This window comes from Paenibacillus sp. OAE614 (genome assembly GCF_040546645.1).
Taxonomy (GTDB): Bacteria; Bacillota; Bacilli; order Paenibacillales; family Paenibacillaceae; genus Paenibacillus_AQ; species Paenibacillus_AQ favisporus.
Genome location: NZ_JBEPOD010000001.1, coordinates 5,780,435 through 5,799,684, shown reverse-complemented (window position 1 = coordinate 5,799,684; position 19,250 = coordinate 5,780,435). Strand labels below are relative to the sequence as shown.

Here is a 19,250-nt window from a genome sequence, read left to right as displayed (position 1 = left end):
CCTCGTAAAGGGGTTTTTTTTGTATGAAATAGGCTAGTGACTCATTAGCTATTAATCCATTCCATAGACACATTCCACAATTCATCAGCGGCGTCTGGATCCATTGCGTAAGAGGCGAGCCCCGACTGAGTCTCTCCAACACGAGGTCCGACCTCGTTGCAGTTTTCAAAATATCGGCCGCCGATACCGTTTAACAAGGGAGACGTTGCCAATAGCGCGGAAGTAGCGGCTCCCTGTTGAGGGGTCTTCCAGATGATTTCCGGATAGCCTGTTCTAGTCTCGTTTAGCTTTTCGATCTGCTCGGGAGTGATCTGTATACGGTCAACTCCCGGAGTTCGCACACCGCCAGGCATCAAAGCATTTGCTGTGATACCCTCATTGATCCAACGTTTTGAAGCTTCCACGGCGAATAGTATGTTAGCTGTTTTGGATTGTCCGTAGGCAAGAAACGGGTCATAGGGACGGCGCAGGAAGTGAATATCATCGAACACCACCGGCGAGCGGAGATGCCCCGCGGAACTAACTGAGACCACGCGAGCGCCGTCTGCTGCAGCTAGAGCATCGTGAAGTCCGGTGGCTAGAGCGAAATGTCCCAAATGATTGGTAGCGAATTGAAGCTCCCAGCCTTCAGGAGTTCGCGTCTCGGGCGTTGCCATGATACCAGCGTTGTTGATCAAAATGTGCAGCGGCCCTCTCCATGAAGCGACGAATGAGGCTATCGAGGATCGATCGGTAAGATCTAATGGCATTACCTTAACGAGTGGATTACCCGTAGTTACAGCAATATCTTCGGCTGCGAGCTTTCCTGCATTGGGATTGCGAACAGCTAGTGTCACTTCGGCGCCCCCTTCAGCCAAAGCCCGGGCCGTTTCAAGGCCGATTCCGGATGTGGCTCCCGTCACGACAGCTCTGCGACCCGCAAGATTGATCCCTGCAACGACCTCGCTTGCTGTCGATTCGGAATGAAACGGGGTTGTAATCAATGAGGACTCCGACATTGTGATTTCCTTCTTTCTTGATTTTCTAATCTCAAGGTCATTATGACTTGAATGGATATATGGAAATAGTTTGTTTCTGCTTAAAACTTGCTCAAAACTGCAAATGATAGAAACCGTTCTTTGCCTTTATCCAAAATTAAGTTACGATTACAAGAAAGGTTTCCAACGAGCATCTGAGGAACGATCAAAGTAAAGTTGGTGAGTATTGTGGGAGAGCGGCAAATCAAGTACTACCATTTATATACGGAAAGCCCCCAATCCAAAATGTATTTGGATCAAATGCTGGAAATTGCGAAACGGATTACCCTTGTGGAGGGTCGTACCCAGACGATAATTCCGTTTCTAACGACGATGCGGTATAGTCGGCAGACTTCGGAAATTTCTGGTGTTTTGACTCCATCGATTTGTCTGATTCTACAGGGTGCCAAAAAACTTCATCTTGGCCAAGAGGTCATTGATTATCATGCTGGAGATTACTTGGTATCTGTTATTGATATTCCGGCATCCGCAGAAATTATTGGGGCTACCAAACAATCACCCTATTTCGGTCTGCGCGTTGAATTTACGATGGAAGAGATCGCTTCTGTGGTTATGGAGGCTGGCCTTGATTTTAAACCAAGAAATAAAAGGTTGAATACCGGAGCATACGTCGGAACAGCCGACGAAGGTTTGGTGGAAACTTTTTACCGTCTGCTCAAGTTAATTGAGAAACCGGATGCGAATCGTTACTTGTCTTCTCTGATGAAACGCGAGATGATCTTTCGGTTACTCTCTGGGGATTCAGGTCATATTTTTTTTCAACAAGTCATGATGGATCAGCAAGACGAGGGGATCGGCAAAGCCATCGCATGGATCAAAGAGAATTATGCTCAATCGATTACCGTAAAGGAACTAGCAAAATTATCGAACATGAGCGTATCCGGGCTGCATCATAGATTTAAGGCCGTAACAACATTAGGACCTATACAATATCAAAAGCAGCTTCGGCTCTATGAAGCCAGGCGTCTTATGCTGGGTGGCGCAATTCATGTGACTGCAGCAGCTATGGAAGTCGGTTATGAAAATGTCTCGCAATTTAGCCGGGAATATCGCAGGCTTTTTGGATCTTCACCATCTAAAGATATCAAAGCTTTCAGAAATAGCCCCGGATTAGAGAAAAAACATAGTCAAAAAACTCACAACTGAGCTATAAAATAATAACTGAGAAGAGAACTATTAAGAACAATTTGGTGGTGACCGCATGTCAACTTCGAGGAGAATTCAGGCTGTATTTATTGACAGGGATGGGACTATTGGTGGTTCTGAAGAGGTTATATACCCCGGTACTTTTAAATTATTTCCTTTCTCCAAACAATCGTTTGAAGTCCTTGTGAGTGCTGGGATACCAATTTACGCTTTTACAAATCAACCAGGTATATCTCGTGGAGATGCAACGATTGGCGACTTTCAGGACGAACTAACTTCCTTTGGCTTTGATCATGTATACTTATGCCCGCACCAACATCAGGAGCGCTGTTCTTGCCGCAAACCCTCATCGGCTTTGCTTATTCAAGCAGCAGTAGATAACGATCTGGAGTTGAAGAATTGTGCTGTTATTGGAGATAGGTGGACCGATATGATTGCTGCCCAAAGAGCAGGGTGTATCAAGGTATTAGTAAAAACAGGTTCTGGCGAGAAGGATTTGGCCAAATATCGCAATAATCAATTTTTTGGAGAATGGCTTGAAGCTGCTCCCGATTTTGTAGCTGAAAATGTACTAGAGGCTGTTAACTGGCTCTTAAAATAGCTATTCAGTTAGTCCAACGTTGGCGCAGCTACCAAAGTTATTGTCGCTGACATTCATCTGTTTTTATGAGATATGCGAAAAGCCAAGAGGGAGAACATCACCTTCTTGGCTTTTCTTGCGTAGTGGCGGTAGAGGGCGGGCTTAAAATACACTATCCTAGTGAGCTCAAAACGTCTTTCAGCCGCTCGGCAAACGGTTTTGGCTGCACTTGGAAGCCAATGTGATTTTCCGGGAACTCGGCAATGTTTACCCCCAAACGTTCTGCCAATCCTTCGGCGGAGTGGGCGGGAAAGTAATGTCTGGAAGTACTGCCTACAGCGGGGCGGACTTGTGCCGTAGAATGAGATAGCGCAGTTTGGAGCTGCTCCAGCTTGAAAGCATATCCGAGCACGCCCGGAACTTCATTCGCCATAAAGTATTCCATATTTGCAATCATGCGTTCCTTTTGCTCATCGCTCGGCGGCGAAGAAGGGCTGGGGCCGTCATCATCTCGAAGTCCAATGGATGAAGTGAACTTGAAGAAAGCTGGAAATAAGCCCGACTTACGGTGATCTGCGATCAGGTCCTCCATTATCGTCTTGGCCTGTAATCGTTCATCGCCGTGTAAAAGATCCAGCAAAGGCGGTTCATGCGGAATCAACACACGCACTTGTCCGGGATAGCGCATCGTCAGATCAAGTCCAATGACTGCGCCGGAACTGCTTCCGAAAACGTATGCCGGCTCATCGGTTAACGCGGTCAAGAGGCGGTGAGCATCGTCACTGTGCGTCTCGATCCGGTAATCTTCAGCCTGATTGGTGAGTTTGCTGCGGGAGTGGCCCCGGCGGTCGTAAGTGACGACCGTATACTGATCGGCAAGCTGGTCCGCAATCTCCAGAAATACATCGGCATCACCGCAACCCCCATGGATCATCAGGAGTACAGGCCCTGCCCCGCGCACCTCATAGTGGATGTTTGCGCCAGGTACAGATAACATATCCGTCTTTATCCTAATCATTTCATCTCCTCCTTATAGGAAGATCATAAGGCAGCTTTATGAACTGAATATGAATCCAACCCAATGGATGAATTGGTCATAGGTACAGGACTTGATAACACTTCTGGATAACTAACCCACGTTGTGACTTGTCACGAAACAAAGTATATACTTTTTATATACAAGCATAGGAGGCGGTTTTCCATGTTTCAGGTTCAAAAATGGGGGGACAGTTTGGGTATTCGCATACCGAAATCCCTTGCTTTAAAGGTAGGTCTGGAGGAAGGCTCCAAGGTAGATCTTTACGTAGAAAACGGACATCTGATCATCAAGCCGAAGCCGTCTTCGTTAGAGGAGCTCCTTAACCAAGTTACACCCGAGAATATTCATAAAGAGGTCTTCACGGGGGATCCGGAAGGCTGGTAAGTAGGTTGCCAGCGAGTATGTACCAGACCGTGGCGACTTGGTGTGGCTGCAGTTTAATTCGCAAGCTGGTCATGAACGAGCAGGTAAGCTGCCGGCAATCGTTCCACAGACGACCTTGTCGGAGGTTATCTCCAAACTGAACTTACTGATCCAATAACGATATATAGAATGAACTAAAGAAATGAATGTTATAAGCCCCGAGGACGACGATCCCGGGCTTTTTGTTGTCTTGTCCAGATTACCACTAAGCATTGCGTACCCGATTAATTGTAAAGGAGGTGATTGAAAGTGGCGTATGGTTCCCCTTAAAAAGGCCAGCTCAATTGATGAGCTGGCCTTGATTTTGCTTCCTAGGGACTGGTAATTCCCTCATAGGGACGGACCACAGTTGACAAAGGGGAAAATCACAATTACTATACCCATAGGGGTATATGTATAAAATCGAAAAGGAGTGAAACAGCAATGGCATTCAAATTTCCAAAAGCAACGACACCGCAGGAAGTGGCATTAAGACTCAATCGTGGTGAGAAGTTGTATATGCTGGATGTTCGCGAGCCCGAGGAATGGGCTGCGGGTCACTTAGAAGGCGCCAAGCATATTCCGCTCGGACAGCTTTCCGGACGTCTGCATGAGCTTGATAAGTCGAAGGAGATTATCGTGATTTGCCGCAGCGGCAATCGCAGCGGCCTTGCCTGTGAATTGCTGAGTGAAAAAGGATTCGACGTGGTGAATATGACGGGAGGCATGAACAACTGGAATGATGTTGTCCGCTGACCTCCGGCAAAACCATATAAATGGCCCGTATTCAGCATAAGTGTGGGTTCCGGCAGCTGTTAACGGTACAAGCTCATTATGCTTTTCTGAAACAAGCGAAAGCTAAAGGATGTGAAAACTTTGTAAATGGGAACAATCATTAATTTCGTTATAATCGTGCTCTTTGGATGGTTTGTATTTTCGAGGTTAAAACCCGTTAGGGGACTCCGGAACCTAAACGCCCAGGAGTTTAGTGACGAAATGAAAAAGCCGGGTAAACCCCTGCTGATCGATGTCCGTGAACCGGGTGAATTTAAGGGAGGATTTATTGCCGGGGCGCAAAACATGCCACTGTCCCAACTGCCCGGATTGCTCACTGAAATCCCGAAGGATCAACCGGTGCTCCTTTACTGCCGCAGCGGTATGCGCAGTAAAAGCGCGGCGAAGATGCTGCTTAAAAACGGGTACAAGGAGCTGGGACATCTAAAGGGTGGTCTAGGCGCCTGGAACGGTAAACTGACACGTAAGTAATATTCGTGATTATGTTTGGTTAATCTATGGCGAGATCAAATACGGGAGGCTGACATGCGATGTTTCATTACACGGTTGAAACGACCAAAACGATTGAACAAGCGATTGAAGCTCTGACGGAAAACCTGAAGGCGGAAAAGTTCGGCGTCCTTTGGCGGTTGGACATGAAGGAGAAGCTTCACGAAAAGGGTGTTGAGTTCGATATGCCGTATGAGATCCTGGAGGTTTGTAATCCGGTTGAAGCTAAACGGGTATTGTCTGAAGATGCATTGGTCGGATATTTCCTGCCGTGCAAGCTGGCTGTGTACGTGGAGAACGGAACAACCAAGATCGGCATGCCGAAACCAACGGCATTGATCGGGTTGGCAGAGAATGACGCTTTGATGAGCATTGCATCGGATATCGAAAAGCGCCTGACGGCATGTGTGGATAAGAGTATATAAACGGATACGATAATCCTATTTTCCCATACGATAGTAAAATCAACTAAACCGCTTACATGATAACATGTCGGTAAGTTGGCCGTGAACGATAGACAAATGAAATGCTGTCAGCTGAGAAGGCTGATGGCATTTTTTTATTAATCGTATATCGGTCAAACTATTCTCTGCAATCCGGATCTGCCTAACCGGGTTCAGGACCATCGGAGGGAACAGATTATGTCAAAAACGATTGTAGCCGTGATCGGCTGCGGGACCATTGCCAACAATGCGCACATCCCGGCGTACATGGCGATCAAGGATGCCGAGATCAAGTATTTCTGCGACATTCGCAAGGAGCGGGCTGAGAAAGCCGTCGAGCAGTACGCTTGCGGCATGGCGGTGGAGGATTATCAGGTCATTTTGGAGGACCCAGACGTGGTGGCGGTATCGATCTGCACGCCGAACAACGTTCATGCTCAGATCGCGATCGACTGCATGCGCGCAGGCAAGCATGTGCTGTGCGAAAAGCCGGCGGCGCGGACGTACCGGGAGGCGCTGGAGATGCAGAAGGTGCAGCATGAAACCGGCATGACGCTGAACATCGGCGTCGTCAACCGCTTCAATAATGGCGTCAACATCATCAAGCGAATGATCGAAGACGGCGAGCTTGGTGAGCTGTACCATGTCGTGGTCAGCTTCCGGGCGCATCGCTCTATTCCCGGACTGGGCGGTGATTTTACGACCAAGGCGGTGGCCGGTGGCGGGGCTCTGATTGACTGGGGTGTTCATTACCTGGATATCGTCATGTACTGCGCGGGCGATCCGCGGCCGAAGACGGTGACGGGGCAGGCGTACTCCAAGCTGGGCAAAGACATGCAAAATTACGCTTATCTGAACATGTGGGCGGGTCCTCCAAACTATGAGGGCAGCTATGACGTCGACGACTTCGTGACGGCGATGATTCGGACTGAAGGCCCGTCGATTTCGGTCAACGGCGCCTGGGCGCAAAACATCGGCGTGGAAGAAACGTACATTGATTTCCTCGGCGACAAGGCGGGCATTCGCCTTCAGTACGGTCAAGAGTTTAAGCTGTATTCGGCGAAGCACGGCGCATTGATTGAAAGCACGCCGAACTATCCGAAGACCAATGCGTTCCAGGAAGAGATCGACGGCTTTATCGCGGGTATCCATTCCGGTGAAAAGCTGCCGTCGCACATTGACACAGTGATTTTGACTGCGCAAATGATCGAGGCCATTTACCAATCCTCTGAAGAAAGCCGCGAGATTTCCTTAACGGAAGCTGGAGTGGCACCGGCATGAAGAAAATCGGCTTTATCGACTATTACCTGGACGAATGGCACGCCAACCAATATCCCGGATGGATCAAGGACGCCTCAGGCGGGGCGATGGAGGTCGCCTTTGCGTATGCGGTCAAGGACGCGGAGCATGGGCTCACCAATTGGGAATGGTGTGCAAAGCATGGCGTGATGTGGTGCGACACGATCGAAGAGGTGATCGCCCAAAGCGACTACTTGATCGTACTGTCCCCTGACAACCCGGAGCAGCATGAGGCGCTGGCGGAGCTGCCGCTCGCCTCGGGGAAACCGACGTACGTGGACAAGACGTTTGCCCCGGACCGGGCAGCCGCCTTGCGCCTGTTCGAGCGGGCTGCGCAGCATCACACACCGCTGTATTCCTCTTCCGCGCTTCGTTATGCCGACGAATTCGGGGAGATTGAGCGCGCGGGGATTCGGGTGATTGCGAGCCTTGGCCCGGGCTCGTTTGAGAACTACTCGATCCACCAGATCGAGCCGGTTGTCGCGCTTATGGGTACAGACGTGAAGCGCATCATGTTCATCGGCACGGAGGCTGCGCCGGCACTGCTAATCGAGTTCGCGGGCGGCCGGCAGGCCACGATCCAGCAGCCGGGTCCGGGCTGTCCGTTCATGATGGCCGTCAACTACGATTCCGGTACCTGCCGCGTCGTGCAGCCGGTTTCGGATTATTTTCAGCGCTTCATTCAGGATTTGGTGGCGTTTTTCGAGACCGGACAGGTGAGCGTGCCACCTGCCGAGACGGTCGCCATCATGTCGATCATCGAAAACGGCCGGATCGCCGCCAAGGAGCCGTATCGCTGGATCGATCTGCCGGAGAGCCGGTAAGCGGCAGGAACAGAACAAAGCAGCCATTTTCGCGGAGAACGGGGAATGGCTGCTTTGCGTTGCGCCTGAACATTCATATAGGGCGCAGTATTCAATCTCCATGGAGACCCGTTGTTAGCACACAGCGGCGCGTTGACAACGAGTCTCAGGAGATTTTTTTGCATTGGGACGGGTTGGCCAGCGAACGATCACGGGCTTTGGCAGTCTTGGTAAGCAAAAGCAGTGGAGGGGACGGAATCGATCTGTAGAAGCGGTAGCGTTCGCCTTTGTCTGCGAATTTCTACCTTTTGGTGATATAAAATCAAGAAATTTGGAGACAACAGCGATCGGAAGAACGATCCGTAACCGCAGCGGCCAGTTTGCACAATGTTAAGAATTTTGTTCCCTTTTTCCGTCGCATAAACGCCAGAGCTAATGTTATATCCCCTTCGATTTTTCAACCGGCATGCCGCCGGACTTTTTGCGCACCAGCCGATCCATGACCCGCCTGCTCCACGGACTAAGTGTCGCCAGCGTGGGAGCATCGACGAACCGGCAGAAAAGATGGGCTAATGCAAAGATAAAAGGAGTTGTTAGGATAACGGTGAGGACTGTGCTAAGGCCGTAAGAGAACAGGAGGTGGAACTGATAGAACAGATAGGAACCCAGCGAGCAAATGATGGTGAAGTGAACCAGGTATAAAGAGAAGGATATCGTGCCGAGGTAGAGGAAGGGCTGCCGGCCGAACAGCGACTTGAGGCGGGGCGAGATGAGCAGGGCTGTTAAGGTCAGGCAAGCGCCCAGCGTATGGTAGAACACGAAGAACGAAAAGGTGGATGAGCCTTTCCATACCAGGATGGAGTAAATAGTGTTCTGGGTTCCCACGTAAGGGAAAGAGCCGAGATACAGCCCGGCACCCAGAAACAGGGGAGCGCTCCAAGGCGGAAGAACGGCGGTCAGGCGGTTGCGGCCGCTGTACGTCAGGTCGCTGAGCGCCATGCCGAATACGAATCCGAGATAATAGGAATCAGCGAGGAGCACCGCAAGAACGGCGTAACCGATGATCCGCAGCCTGAAACGACCGAGGACCAGCAGAAACCCGAAAATGAGGAAGGAACCCAGCAATTCGTAGGTCATGGTCCATAACACGGGATTGTAAGCGGATCCATAAGTGAAGAAGGTGTGGTACAGCGCCTCCCGGATCATGTCGAGTACACGGGGGCTGGCCGTGAAGGGATCGGGCATCGACGATTGGGTCGTTTGGCGGATGTCGTCATAAAATCCCAAGCCCAGCCGCATGACCGCGAAAGCGAGGCAAACGGACAGCGAAGCCGGAATGGCGAGCCGGAAAAACCTGCGCAGCGCGGACGCGTAAATATGCATCTTGTCCTTCGTGAGAAAATAGCGCCAGCTCAGCACGTATCCGCTCAGTACGAAAAAGACACAAACCGAGAAGTTGCCGTTGAACATCAGGTTCAGCGGCGTTCGCGCGGCCAAGCCTTCAAAGGGAAAGTGGGCGATCTCCGGTTTTCCTTCGAAGACGGAAGGCGCGAAGACCTGAAAAAAGTGGGAAACCACGACCACGCAGGCCGCCAGTCCTCTTAAACCATCCAGATAAGCGATTTTAGTCTTCATGCAAGTGCAAGCCTCCCTATTTTTGAATCCCATTCTAGGCGATTCGCGAGGGGAAAGATTGTACTTCCGTATCAAATGAGAGGAGTCGTGCCGAATGAAAAAGCTCGATATCGATCGATTGACCCGCGCCGGAGTCATCTATTTCAACTCAAAGCTCGAGATGCTGGAGAATTTGCACTGCAAGATGTACCGGATGAACACCCTCGTCAGCTTGTCCACCCATTTCCATGACTATTATCAGATCTGGTACGTATCCAAAGGCGAGTTCGTGCACACGATCTCCAATCGGCAGTACCGGATCCGGCAAGGCGATTTGTTCCTCGTTCCCCCCTTTACGCTGCACCGCGTGCAGGCCTTCGAGACAGAGGGGGAGATCCTCGGCTGCGAATTTATGCCGTCCTTCATTAACGAGCGCTTCGCGGATCCTTCGGGAGAGCGGAGGTTTTTCGACGCTGAGTATTTGAAGCATTTTTCGCAGTCGGATTGTACGCCGCACTCGCAGATCGCCTTCGACGGCGTTACGGACGGCAGAATCCGCGGCCTGCTTCAGGATATGCTCGGGGAATACGAGGAGCGGACGCCCTTTTTTGAAATCGTGCTGAAGGCCAGCCTCCTGCAGCTGCTGTCGATCATCATCCGCCAAGTGAACGGGGAGCTGGTGAAGGCCGGGTTTCAAAAGATCGAAAGGTATCGTGACACGATGAACAAGGTCGTCGAATACATCGACCGGAATGCGCATGAGGACATCAAGCTGGAGCATATCTGCGCCATATCCAACATGTCGAAGCCGACGATTTGCCGGCTGTTCAAGGAGTGGACAGGCAAAACCTTCAACCGCTACCTCGTCGATTTACGGATATCCAACGCGCTCGTCCTGCTGCAGCGGCCGTCCATGTCCATCACGGACGTGTGCTATGCGACAGGGTTCAACGAGCTCGCGTATTTTTGCCGGATTTTCAAAAAATACACGGGCATTTCCCCGAACCAGTTCCGAAAACAGGTGATGGGCAAGCCATTTTAAGTTTTAACGATAATCCAATTACTAGAGACAATAGTGAAATTAACTAAAACGCTTACATGGTAACATGTGGGTAGTTGACGGCGGCAAGCGCGCATTGGCGGCGCTGCCGCCCCAAGATTAAGGAGGGAAGAGACATGATGCGAAAAGGGAGTACATGGGGGCTCATGATGGTTTTCCTGCTGGTCGCGGTCCTGTCGGGCTGCGGCGGCAAAGATGCGGCAAGCGGTGGCCAGGAAGGCGGCGAAGCGAAGGGCGGCGATGCCCCGAAAGAAAAAGTGCAGCTGAGCTTCTGGTACGGCTGGACCGGCATCGAGGCGGAAGCCCTCGAGAAATTGATCAAGAAATGGAATGACGTGAGCCCGGACATTCAGGTAAAGGGGCTGTCCCAGAGCGATTACCAGAAACAGCTGACGGCGATTACCGGAGGTAACCCGCCGGATGTCGCATCCAACTTCGGTCAGGATGTCGTGCCGTGGGGCGAACGCGGGGCCATGATGCCGCTGGACGATTTTATCAAGAAAGACAACGTCGACCTCGGCGACTTCGTGCCTGCTGCACTGAGCTCTTCCCAGTCGAATGGAAAAACGTACGCTTTACCGATTGCGATGCACGTCTCCATGCTTTTCTATAACAAGGAGCTGCTCGAGAAGGCAGGCTTTAGCGGTCCACCGGAGACGATGGGCCAGCTCAAGGAATACATCGCGAAGCTGAGCGTCAAAGAGGATGGAGGCAAACTGCAGCAGCTGGGCCTGTGGCCGGGCGTCGATGCCTATACGTTCAGCTACGCCTATGGCGGATCCTATTACGATGCGGATAAGAAGCAGGTCACGCCGGACGATGCGGGGGTCAAGAAGGCCGTGGAATTCGGAAAAGGAATCTGGGACCAATTCGGATCGAAGGAGCTCGATCGCTTCGCGTCCGGCTTGGGGCAGTACATGTCGCCGCAGAATCCATTCTTTACAGGCAAATACGCGATGACGATCGACGGCGAATGGCTGCCGACGTTCATTAAGCAGTACGCCCCGAACCTGAAATACGGCATTGCGCCCATTCCCTACGATGAAAGCAACCCGAGCTTGAAGGACCCGGGTAACGTCTCGACCAGCGTATTTTACATTCCGAAAGGTGTGAAGCATCCGGAAGAATCGTGGCAGTTCCTGAAATGGATGACCGAGCCGGAGCAGATGGCGGAATTCACTGCGGCCATCGGCAATCTGCCGACCCGAACCTCACTGCAGACACATGAAATTTACAAGGAAGTACCGGGCTTCCAGGAGTTTTTACAGTATTCCTCCAGCCCGAACCTGCATTCCTTCCCGGCCACGTCCTTTTCGACGGAGTACATGACCGAATTCTCGAACCAGTATAACGCAATCCTGCGCGGGGAAGTCGGCTTGGACGAGGGGTTGAAACGGGTGAAGGACAAGATCCAGCCCTTAGTCAAATAATCCGGTTCTTTACATCCGGGCTCGGTCCGCTCCTAGGCCGGGCCCGCATTCCAACAATCACGAGGAGGACGTGCAGATGATTGAAACGATATCTTCAGCGGCGCCTAGGCGGAGAAAGGGCTGGACGAGGAAGGAGTGGCATTATTTTTGGCTGGGGCTGATCTTTGCTTCCCCATGGATCATCGGGTTTCTGATTTTTACCGTGTATCCTTTCTTCAGCTCCCTCTATTTCAGCCTGACGGAATACGATCTGTTCAATCCGCCAAAATGGGTGGGCGTGGACAATTACGCGGCGATCATGAAAGACCGGAGCTTCTATAAATCGATCAGCAACACGCTGTTCATGGCGTTCATATCCGTTCCTGTAACGCTGTTTAGCTCGCTGCTCATTGCGCTGCTGCTGAACTTCAAGGTGAAGGGCATCCGTTACTACCGCACGATCTTTTATCTTCCGGCCGTTATTCCCGGCGTGGCGAGTGCACTGCTCTGGACCTGGATGCTGAATCCGGACTTCGGCCTGGTCAACATTTTTTTGCGCTGGGTGCATCTTCCCGATCCGGCCTGGCTGCTTGATCCCCGGTTCACCAAGCCTTCCCTGATCCTGATGGGACTATGGGGCTCCGGCGCGGGGGCGCTCATTTTTCTCGCGGCGCTGCAAGGGGTTCCGCAAACCTACTACGAAGCGGCTCAGGTCGATGGCGCCAACTGGTGGTACCGGTTCTGGAGAATCACGGTACCGGCGCTGTCGCCGATCATTTTGTTCCAGCTGATCATGGGACTCATCGGGGCTTTTCAAATTTTCACGGAATCCTACATTCTGGCGGGTGGCAAGTCAAGCGGGGGCGCTCTCGGCGGGCCGGGGCAGTCGTTATTGTTCTATGCCGTCAATTTGTACCAGGAAGCCTTTATCAATCTGAAAATGGGATACGCCTCGGCGCTGGCCTGGATCCTGTTCGTGATCGTCATGCTGATTACGCTGCTGGTCCTGAAAACGTCCAAACGCTGGGTCTACTACGGGGGTGAATAGCGGATGAGCGCTGGCAAGCTGTTTCGCACGAAAATTTTTCCGCATACGATGCTGATTTTGTTCGCATTCTTTTTTCTCTTTCCGTTCGTTTGGCTCGTGTTCACTTCGCTCAAGTCGTCGAACGAAATTTTTGAACTGCCGCCGCGCATCCTGCCGGAATCGTTTCAATGGTCGAATTACAAGGCCGCGTTCGAAACGGTGCCGTTCGGGCACTATATGCTGAACACCCTGGTTATCTGCGTCGTTTGCATTATCGGGCAATTGTTTGCCTCCCCGCTGGTGGCCTATTCGATCTCCCGGATTCCGTGGGTGGGGAGCAAGATCATTTTCGCGATCGTCCTGGCAACGATGATCCTGCCCTCACAGGTGCAGCTGATTCCGCAGTACATCATTTTCGCCAAGCTGGGCTGGGTCAACACCATCCTGCCCCTGACGATCGGGGCCTTTTTCGGCGCACCATTCTACATTTTCTTACTGAGGCAATTTCTCTTAGGCATCCCCAAGGAGCTGTCCGAAGCCGCGAAAATGGATGGGGCCTCAGAGTTCCGCATCTACTCGCAAATTATTATGCCGACCTTGAAGCCGGCGCTGGCGACGGTGGCGTTGTTTACCTTCGTGGGTGCTTATACGGACTTTATGGGACCGCTCATTTACTTGAACGATGCCGCCAAGTGGACGCTGACGCTCGGTCTGCAGGGATTCCAGCAGGATCATGGGGCGCAATGGGAAAAGCTGATGGCCGCGTCGACGATCATGGCGATTCCGATGATTTTGCTCTATTTTTTCGGGCAGAAGTACTATATGCAATCCGGATCTGCTTTTACGGGGTTCAAATGATTCATGCACCTCTTGGCGATCTCAAAGGGAAGGCAAGTTTGTGCCCCATATATAAAGGCTGGTTGGAAACCCCAATCAGCCTTTTTTCGGTTGTTCAACCTTGTAACTTTGCCGCGGCTCGCAGCGTCCATAAGACAGTAGGTAATTTTCGTTAAAAGCTGGGAGGATATCGATTATGCGAAAATGGACTATGGCCGCTGCTGGGCTGCTGCTCGCCGGGACGCTCGGGAGTGCCTGGACAGGCCCGTCCGTGTGGGCTCAAACCTCCGGACCGAACGCAAGTTATTCGAGCCCGGGCTCGGAATTTTATTTGACGAATCCGATACCGCTCGCCAAGCCGAAATGGACGGCGGCGCTCGATGCGCCGAAGGACTCGTCCGCCTCCAATCCTTCCGTAGTTATAGCGGGGCAGGGGAAGGTCTACTACATCGCGGGCGGCAAGCTGATCGCGAAGGAGGCCGCCACCGGGAAGACGTTGTGGTCGTTCGGGACGAAACTTGGCAATGCAACCGTCTTGAGTAAGGACGGAACGAAACTCTATGTCGGCGCCAAAGACGGCTCGGTTTACCGGGTCGATAAGGCGACCGGCAAGGGCACACGCATCTACCGTGCTCCATCGGGGCATGCGCCCGAGATATCCGTGGACGGTGGAACCTTGTACGTCTTTGCCGGCGGTTCACTCATATCGGTCGATCCTGCTACAGGCAAGGAGAAATGGCGAAATCAGGACGGTAAGTCCCTGCCTCAGCGCGTCGGCGGAACGCTGCTCTCGGGCGCCGTGGAATCGGGAGCGATTACCGTCTATACAACTTACGGGATCGATCCAGCCACAGGCAAAACGCTGTGGCGGCTGCCGGGTGATCATACGGGGCTTCTCAAGTCGGAAGGGAATATCCTTTACTTCCAGGACCAGTGGCCGGATGCTGATTATGTGGAGACTGCGGCGAACATCGACGAGGTGGATGTGAAGACCGGCAAGATTACGGCAAGCAAGAAGTTTGTTGCTTTAAAGGCTGACGATAACCCGGTCTATCCCCCATATAAAGTGGTGATGAATGGCAATGACGTCTATGCGGCCGTTGCCGGCGAGGGTGTCTTCCGCTTTAATTACGACGCCGATCCCACTGTTGTGAAGCCGGAATTGATAGCGGATCGGGGTGAGTATATCGCGGGCCCCTATAACGGCAAGCTGTTTTTCCTCGATGATGACAGCCGCGGGATTCATGCGCGCAAAATCGTGGATCGATCGTATGTTAATTATAACGGCCCCGACAATCCGGCCAGCCGCGTCGATATGATCCAATCCGGCTTGTACGTAGGGCAGAGTGACGGTACCGTCTATGCGCTGAACGTCTCGACAGGTAAGGCTTTGTTCCGTGCGCAGACGAAGGCGCGCAGTTACGGAGCTTTTCAGGTTGAGGGCGGCATGCTGCTCGTCCAGGCGGAGAGCCAGCTGTATGCGTACCCGCTGCCTTCCGAATTGGCGAAGCCCGCTGCTGGGGGCAGTGCGGCGGGAGCCTTCGCGAAGTCGGATGCCAAGGTCACGCTGGATGGGAAGGCACTTCCGCTGCGGGTTGGAGCGGGCGTCATGTCGGCAGACAACCGGATGTTCATCCCGTTCCGGTCGCTGACGGAAGCGCTCGGAGCCAAGGTTGCTTACGACGCCAAGACGAAGCGAACGACCGTGACCTACGGAACGCGCGTTTTCTCGATCGCCGACGGCTCTCCTTTTGCTCTCACAGACGGGAAGCAAGCCGCACTGTCTTACTCCCCGGCGACGCTGAACGGCTCGCTCTACGTGCCGATCAAGGACTTCGGCGATCTGCTGGGTGTGCAGGTGAAATGGAACGCCGGCAAGCGTACGGTGGAGGTAACTAAGGGGGCCGCCGGGAAATGAGGCTGGCGAATCCTTGCGGTTAGAGCAGGAGTAAGGGACACAGAACGAATGGAAAAAGTCCTATTGTCCTTAATCAGCCTAATGTATACTGAAAACGGCGGGATGACCGCTGTTTTTCCACATTCACTTTACAGAATTGAAGGTTAATCGGAGCTGATTTTTAAAGACAAACCAAGGACAATGGAGATGAGCATAAAATGAAAGTAATCGGTCTTATTGGCGGAATGAGCTGGGAATCTTCTGCTTTGTACTATCGAATGATCAATGAAGAAGTAAGAAGTAGGCTAGGCGGACTGCACTCTGCGAAATGCCTGTTATATAGTGTTGATTTTGAAGAAATTGAACGTTACCAAGCGGAAGGAGCCTGGGATAAGGCGGGGGAAGTGCTAGGCCAAACCGCACGCGCTTTGGAGAAAGGGGGCGCTGACTTTATCGTCATTTGCACCAATACAATGCATAAAGTTGTCGATGATATTCAGTCCAAGATCAACATCCCCATTTTGCATATAGCGGATGCTACAGCAGCCCAAATCAAAGAAAGCCAGATTCAGACGATTGGGCTGCTTGGCACGAAGTACACTATGGAACAGGATTTTTATAAATCACGCCTGGAGCTGAACGGGATTCAGGTAATCGTTCCAGGTCGGGATGACAGAGAGGCCGTAAACAAGATCATCTACGAAGAGTTATGCCTGGGCAAGATTCATCAGGAATCCAGAGATTATTATAAAAAGGTTATTCAAGGCTTGATCGAATCTGGAGCCGAAGGGATTATATTAGGCTGTACAGAAATTGGACTATTGGTGAAGCCGGAAGACGCAGAAGTTCCTCTGTTTGACACAACCTACATCCATGCTTGCGAAGCCGTAAATATGTCTTTGAGAGCTTGAAATTGGAGCTGAATCCCGTACGGACCAATTAAAATAGGAGTCCAACGCAGCGCGCCCGCCAGGGCGCGTTTTTTAAATGATGTAGGGTTTGGAGTTCGCCAGTACGCCAGAAAATATTTATAAAATTTCCCGGCAGATGTTGTCACATTCCATCCTCACTCCCCGTCATACGGGTAAAATCACCGAAAGGGATGATCGAGATGGAGATGGAATACGATTATGATGTGGCGGTAGTTGGCGGGGGCATAGCAGGTCTGACGGCAGCGGTGTATGCGGCGAAGGCGGGGAAGCGGACGATTCTGATCGAGAAGCAGGAGCGCCTCGGCGGGCGAGCCATCACGGTGAAAAAGAAGGGAGCATACTTCAATCTGGGCGGGCACGCCCTGTATCACGGCGATGCGTTTGCGACCTTCCGCGAGCTGGGGCTAAGTTTGCAGGGAGGTCAGCCTTCCACCGATGCACTCGGCATTTGGAACGGGAAGCTGGTGACCATGCCGATGGGGGTCAAATCGCTCTTTACCACGCCGCTGCTGTCCTGGAAAGGGAAGGTGGAGTTGGCCTCCTGGCTGGGGAAGCTTGGCAAACTGGATACGCTCCGGTACGAGCGGGTCAGTCTCCGGGAATGGCTGGAGGGGAATATCAAGGACCCCATGCTGCGGCATTTGTTTTATTCGCTTTTTCGCACGGCAAGCTACGTGGTAGCGCCGGATCTGCAGGCGGCGGGTCCAGTACTGCGGCAGCTGCAGAACTCCCTGAAGGGCGTGCTGTATCTGGACCGGGGCTGGGGCGCGATGGTCGACGAGTTAGGCAAGCTGGCTGAGGATGGCGGCGTGAAGCTGCTCTCGAAGAGCAATGCCGTGTCCATTGGGCACGCTGAAGGCTCCGTACGGCATGTGCTCTGCGAAGATGGAACGACAATCAAGGCGAATTCCGTCATCGTCGCCGCATCGCCCACGATCGCTCACCAGCTGGTACCCGGAGCTGAAACGACCGCCCTTCATACCTGGAAGGAGCAGGCGGTCGAAATTACGGCTGCGTGCCTGGATGTCGCGCTCCGTCGCCTGCCGAAGCCGGATCAGCAATTCGTGTACGGCATCGACAGGACGGTCTTTCTTTCCAACCAGTCGCGTGCTGCTGATCTTAGCGACGATGGATACCAGGTCGTTTCCGTGATGAAATACAAGGGGCTGGAAAGCGATCCCAAACGGGATTTGCAAGACCTCGAACAAACGCTGGATCTCGTGCAGCCAGGCTGGAGGGATGAGCTGGTCGTCCGGCAGTATTTGCCGAAAATTACGGTGTGCCACGATTTTATACACCTGAACCGTCAGGAGAACCCGGGGCCCGCCGTCCCGGAAATCAAGGGGCTGTATGTGGCAGGAGATTGGGCTTCGCACGGGGAATTACTAACCGACGCCGCGACGGCGAGCGCGAAAAGGGCCGTGCGGCATATTCTCTCCCTGGAGAGTGAGGGAAGGGGGACCCATGGGCAGCATAGAAGAATTGTATGAAACCTATAGAAAACCGCTGATATCTTATGCCTACCGAATGCTGGGCAGCGTTATGGACGCGGAGGATATCGTGCAGGATGCCTTTATAAGCTATGGACGGCTTGAGGAGCCTGATGCGATACGGAATGAGCGATCCTTTTTGTACAAAATCGTCACCAACCGCTGCCTGGATCTGCTCCGTTCCTCGGCGAAGAAACGGGAGCTCTATGTCGGTCCCTGGCTTCCTGAACCTCTGATCGGTTCGCTGGATGCTGCCGAATCCGATCCGTCCGAGATTTACTTGCGGCGCGAATCCATATCGACGGCGTACCTCTTGCTCCTGCAGCAGCTTAGTGCCGTCGAGAGGGCCGTTTTTCTTCTCCGCGAAATTTTTCATTATTCGTTCGACGAGATTGCCGGGATGGTTGGCAAGAGCACCGCGAACTGCCGGCAAATTTTCCACCGGGCCAAAAAGAGCATTCAAGCCGATCCTGAGCAAACTCTCCCGGCTCACATTGCTGAAGAGAAGCTGAAGGATTTCGTTAGTTCCCTTCTACAAGGGAATACAAGCCGATTATTGGAGCTGGTCAGCGAGGGCGCTGCCATGATCTCCGACGGCGGCGGCAAGGTCACGGCGGCACGGGTGCCTGTCATCGGATTCGAGCGGGTCATCAAGCTGCTGCTTAATTTGCTCAAAATGCATGAGGGTAAATTTGCGTATTCGTTCGTTTCTGTCAACGGCATACCGGGATTCCGGCTTGCGATGGATAATGGGGATCAGTACGTTTATTCTTTTTCTTTTAAGGATGACAAGATTCAATCGATCTACGCCGTAGGAAATCCGGAGAAGATAAGGCACCTGCCAGCATTCGAGCAGCGGGATGATGAACTTGGCACGCCGTGACAGTCACGGATAACAAACCAGACGATTACTCAACCGCGATTATCGTTAACCTAGAGAACAACAGAAGA

At 52.3% G+C, this 19,250-nt stretch carries 19 protein-coding genes; 16 read left to right on the top strand and 3 right to left on the bottom strand.

Annotation, left to right across the window (positions count from 1 at the left end; genetic code table 11):
• Positions 1–44: 44 nt before the first annotated feature.
• The gene (locus tag ABIE48_RS26670) at positions 45–998 is read right to left on the bottom strand and encodes an SDR family NAD(P)-dependent oxidoreductase (protein ID WP_192717106.1); all 954 of its coding nucleotides are present in this window, start codon (positions 996–998) and stop codon (positions 45–47) included.
• Between the two features lie 207 nt (positions 999–1,205).
• On the opposite strand from ABIE48_RS26670, the gene ABIE48_RS26665 reads away from it, so the two are divergent.
• Positions 1,206–2,183 carry an AraC family transcriptional regulator gene (locus ABIE48_RS26665; RefSeq protein WP_354519973.1) on the top strand — a complete coding sequence of 326 codons (978 nt, stop codon included), beginning with the start codon at positions 1,206–1,208 and terminating at the stop codon, positions 2,181–2,183.
• Between the two features lie 55 nt (positions 2,184–2,238).
• Positions 2,239–2,784 (top strand): HAD-IIIA family hydrolase, encoded by a 546-nt coding sequence (locus ABIE48_RS26660; protein WP_192717105.1) that lies wholly within the window; start codon positions 2,239–2,241, stop codon positions 2,782–2,784.
• A 151-nt stretch (positions 2,785–2,935) separates the two neighbouring features.
• Here the strand turns inward: ABIE48_RS26660 and ABIE48_RS26655 are convergent, their stop codons facing one another.
• Entirely contained in the window at positions 2,936–3,781 is an 846-nt protein-coding gene (locus ABIE48_RS26655) for an alpha/beta hydrolase (RefSeq protein WP_192717104.1), read from the bottom strand.
• Between the two features lie 183 nt (positions 3,782–3,964).
• Here ABIE48_RS26655 and ABIE48_RS26650 point away from each other — a divergent pair, with 183 nt between their 5' ends.
• From ABIE48_RS26650 to ABIE48_RS26625, 6 genes are all read left to right on the top strand, one after another.
• Entirely contained in the window at positions 3,965–4,186 is a 222-nt protein-coding gene (locus ABIE48_RS26650) for an AbrB/MazE/SpoVT family DNA-binding domain-containing protein (protein ID WP_192717103.1), read from the top strand.
• A 462-nt stretch (positions 4,187–4,648) separates the two neighbouring features.
• Positions 4,649–4,960: a rhodanese-like domain-containing protein gene (locus ABIE48_RS26645; RefSeq protein WP_152399066.1), complete on the top strand. Its 312-nt coding sequence runs from the start codon at positions 4,649–4,651 to the stop codon at positions 4,958–4,960.
• 126 nt (positions 4,961–5,086) lie between these two features.
• Entirely contained in the window at positions 5,087–5,470 is a 384-nt protein-coding gene (locus ABIE48_RS26640; RefSeq protein ID WP_192717102.1) for a rhodanese-like domain-containing protein, read from the top strand.
• 59 nt (positions 5,471–5,529) lie between these two features.
• Positions 5,530–5,913, top strand: coding sequence for a DUF302 domain-containing protein (locus tag ABIE48_RS26635; protein WP_105444174.1), 384 nt, complete (start codon positions 5,530–5,532; stop codon positions 5,911–5,913).
• A 216-nt stretch (positions 5,914–6,129) separates the two neighbouring features.
• Complete coding sequence (locus ABIE48_RS26630; protein ID WP_145164888.1) at positions 6,130–7,212, top strand: Gfo/Idh/MocA family protein; 1,083 nt, start codon at positions 6,130–6,132, stop codon at positions 7,210–7,212.
• The gene (locus tag ABIE48_RS26625; protein ID WP_145028555.1) at positions 7,209–8,054 is read left to right on the top strand and encodes a Gfo/Idh/MocA family oxidoreductase; all 846 of its coding nucleotides are present in this window, start codon (positions 7,209–7,211) and stop codon (positions 8,052–8,054) included. Before ABIE48_RS26630 ends, ABIE48_RS26625 begins: the two co-directional genes overlap by 4 nt.
• A 417-nt stretch (positions 8,055–8,471) precedes the next feature.
• On the opposite strand, the gene ABIE48_RS26620 is transcribed toward ABIE48_RS26625, so the two are convergent.
• A complete protein-coding gene (locus tag ABIE48_RS26620; protein ID WP_192717101.1) occupies positions 8,472–9,668 on the bottom strand; it encodes an acyltransferase family protein in 1,197 nt (398 codons plus the stop codon).
• Between the two features lie 94 nt (positions 9,669–9,762).
• On the opposite strand from ABIE48_RS26620, the gene ABIE48_RS26615 reads away from it, so the two are divergent.
• The 8 genes from ABIE48_RS26615 to sigJ all read left to right on the top strand — a co-directional run bounded on the left by ABIE48_RS26615 (position 9,763) and on the right by sigJ (position 19,182).
• Entirely contained in the window at positions 9,763–10,689 is a 927-nt protein-coding gene (locus ABIE48_RS26615) for a helix-turn-helix transcriptional regulator (RefSeq protein WP_145028559.1), read from the top strand.
• Between the two features lie 134 nt (positions 10,690–10,823).
• Positions 10,824–12,137: an ABC transporter substrate-binding protein gene (locus ABIE48_RS26610; RefSeq protein WP_145028561.1), complete on the top strand. Its 1,314-nt coding sequence runs from the start codon at positions 10,824–10,826 to the stop codon at positions 12,135–12,137.
• Between the two features lie 76 nt (positions 12,138–12,213).
• On the top strand, positions 12,214–13,164 hold the full coding sequence (locus ABIE48_RS26605) for a carbohydrate ABC transporter permease (protein WP_145028563.1): 951 nt from the start codon (positions 12,214–12,216) through the stop codon (positions 13,162–13,164).
• Positions 13,165–13,167: 3 nt separating this feature from the next.
• Positions 13,168–14,001 (top strand): carbohydrate ABC transporter permease, encoded by an 834-nt coding sequence (locus ABIE48_RS26600; RefSeq protein ID WP_145028565.1) that lies wholly within the window; start codon positions 13,168–13,170, stop codon positions 13,999–14,001.
• A 175-nt stretch (positions 14,002–14,176) separates the two neighbouring features.
• Positions 14,177–15,898, top strand: coding sequence for an outer membrane protein assembly factor BamB family protein (locus tag ABIE48_RS26595; RefSeq protein WP_192717100.1), 1,722 nt, complete (start codon positions 14,177–14,179; stop codon positions 15,896–15,898).
• A 197-nt stretch (positions 15,899–16,095) separates the two neighbouring features.
• Positions 16,096–16,788, top strand: coding sequence for an aspartate/glutamate racemase family protein (locus ABIE48_RS26590; RefSeq protein ID WP_145028569.1), 693 nt, complete (start codon positions 16,096–16,098; stop codon positions 16,786–16,788).
• A 200-nt stretch (positions 16,789–16,988) separates the two neighbouring features.
• Positions 16,989–18,299: a phytoene desaturase family protein gene (locus tag ABIE48_RS26585; RefSeq protein WP_483312669.1), complete on the top strand. Its 1,311-nt coding sequence runs from the start codon at positions 16,989–16,991 to the stop codon at positions 18,297–18,299.
• A complete protein-coding gene (sigJ, locus tag ABIE48_RS26580) occupies positions 18,274–19,182 on the top strand; it encodes an RNA polymerase sigma factor SigJ (RefSeq protein WP_192717098.1) in 909 nt (302 codons plus the stop codon). The genes ABIE48_RS26585 and sigJ overlap by 26 nt, the downstream gene beginning before the upstream one ends.
• Positions 19,183–19,250: the final 68 nt, after the last annotated feature.